This window comes from Rhizobium sp. P1_E1 (assembly GCF_056406015.1).
Window position 1 is genome coordinate 1 of the sequence record NZ_JBFUAY010000422.1, and the last position, 2222, is coordinate 2222.

Here is a 2222-nt window from a genome sequence, read left to right on the forward strand (position 1 = left end):
GTAGTGAAGATCCCGAACAAGATCGGCGAGCTTGTGCCGACCTTCCAAGCCGGTGATATGGATCCCGATCCCGTTTTCGTGCCTTGGGATGATCGTCGTAGATCGCGTTGATTCATTGTAGGCCGCGCCAGCGCGAGGTCGCTCAAAGGAATGCTATGACACCAGCTGTCTGCGTGGCATTTACAGCGGGGGCGGCTTTCAAATTTAGGCAGCTTGAAGATGTATTGTCCGAACATTTGAAAGACAATRACGGTGAAATCTTACCTCATTTATTGATGGCAGATTATTGCCAGTGACCTTGCCCCGTTGAAATAATCCATTTTGAAGTAAGCTCTGGCCCATTGAGAGGACCAGGGAATGAAGCGCAATCGTTTCACAGACGAACAGATCATCGGCATTCTGAAGGAGCACGAGGCTGGCGCGCCGGTCTCGGAGCTTTGCCGCAAGCACGGCGTCAGCGATGCCAGCATCTATAAATGGAAAGCCAAGTTCGGCGGCATGGACGTATCCGAAGCCAAGCGGCTGAAGACGCTGGAAGACGAGAACACGAAGCTGAAACGGCTCCTGGCAGATGCGATGCTCGACAATGCGGCTTTGAAGGACCTTTTGGGAAAGAAGTGGTGACGCCCGCAGCAAGGCGGAAAGCTGTCGCTCATCTGATGGATCACCACCAGATGAGCGAACGGCGGGCGTGTAAAGCCATCGGGTTTTGCCGAATGACGATCCGTTACGAAACCAGCCGCGGCGACGATCATGGCCTTCGCGAGCGCATGAAGGCGTTGGCGAATGAACGCCGCCGCTTTGGCTATCGACGCCTTCATGTACTGCTCAGGCGCGAGGGACACCTTGTGAACCACAAAAAGCTTTTCCGGCTCTATCGGGAGGAGAAGCTCACCGTGCGCAAGCGCGGCGGGCGGAAGCGAGCGATAGGCACACGAGCACCGATGCTGATCCCGCTTGCCGCCAATGATCGCTGGTCACTGGACTTCGTGTCGGATCAACTCACCGATGGACGCAGGTTCCGGGTGCTTACGGTCGTCGACGATTGTACCAGGGAATGCCTGGGCCTCATCGCCGATACGTCCCTTTCCGGCCTGCGGGTTGCCCGTGAGCTGGACCGGATCATCGAGGGACGAGGCAAGCCGAAGATGATCGTCAGCGACAACGGCAGCGAGTTCACCAGCAACAAGATCCTGCAATGGACGGATCGGACCAAGGTGGAATGGCACTACATCGCACCGGGCAAACCGATCCAGAACGCCTTCATCGAAAGCTTCAATGGGCGGCTGCGAGACGAGTTCCTGAATGAAACGCTCTTCTCGTCACTGACCCATGTTCGATCAGCGCTTTCAAACTGGCGCAGCGATTACAACGATCATCGACCGCACTCTGGACTCGGCTGGATGACACCTGCCGAGTTCGCTCAGACAATCAACCCGCGACGTGATGCGGCGCTACGCAGCCGGAACGGCTCCGCACCGCTTCACGCCGCTACCGCCCAGAATACAGCAACCCAAAACCGCTGGAGCGAACTCAAAACTGGATAAAACTTGGGGGCAAGGTCATCTGCTATCTTCTGACCATCGAAGCGATGCTCCTCTTACTCGCGAAGCTTCGTGTCTCAGGTGAACCTATTCCTCCGCCCAAGGGGCGCTTGACGGAACAGCGGACTCCCCCCAGCCGCTGTTCAATTAGAAAAGCCTGCCGCACCTCCTCCTGCGGCAGGCTTTCGCGTTTTCCGAGACGATCAAGCTCTCAGCTCAGGCGCTCAATTAGATGTGCGGAAAATTGAGTTTTGGCATGTTGGTCTTACCGCGGCCCCGGTGCGGATCAGCTCTTCGAGATCGAGTGGCTTGCCCTTGGTCACAAGTTTCTCGGCTTTCGCATTCGCCGCCTTCTCGAGCGCGCAGAGGGCAGTCTGTGCTCCCCAACATTCGCAGCCGAAAAGCTCTGCCGATGGGCGACATGCGGTTAACCAGAAAATTTGCGACAGGCCGAAATTCTGATTGAGTTCTGCGAAGGAGATTGAGTTCAAGAGCAATCGCTGATCCCCGAACTTGGTTCCTAATGCAAGCCAGACGAACCGTTTATCTTCCAAGATCCATCTGATGGACAAGCGACACCATTGAACCGAGTCACGCCCTCGAGACTTTGCTTGCTTGTGACGAAGTCGCGGCATCCATTTGGATTGTTTGTACCCGGCCGGACCTGCTCGATCACCC

The 2222-nt window shown here is 56.2% G+C and carries 1 protein-coding gene and 1 pseudogene; one reads left to right on the forward strand and one right to left on the reverse strand.

What is annotated here, in order from left to right:
• Positions 1–357 precede the first annotated feature (357 nt).
• Positions 358–1547 (forward strand): IS3 family transposase gene (locus AC1D1Z_RS36575; RefSeq protein WP_130747538.1). Its coding sequence is split into 2 segments (ribosomal slippage): positions 358–607 and positions 607–1547, totalling 1191 coding nucleotides; the frame shifts between segments, so codons are not numbered across the junction.
• Positions 1548–1778: 231 nt separating this feature from the next.
• Here AC1D1Z_RS36575 and AC1D1Z_RS36580 read toward each other — a convergent pair.
• Positions 1779–1909, reverse strand: a pseudogene (locus AC1D1Z_RS36580) (SOS response-associated peptidase); the annotation flags it as partial.
• Positions 1910–2222 lie beyond the last annotated feature (313 nt).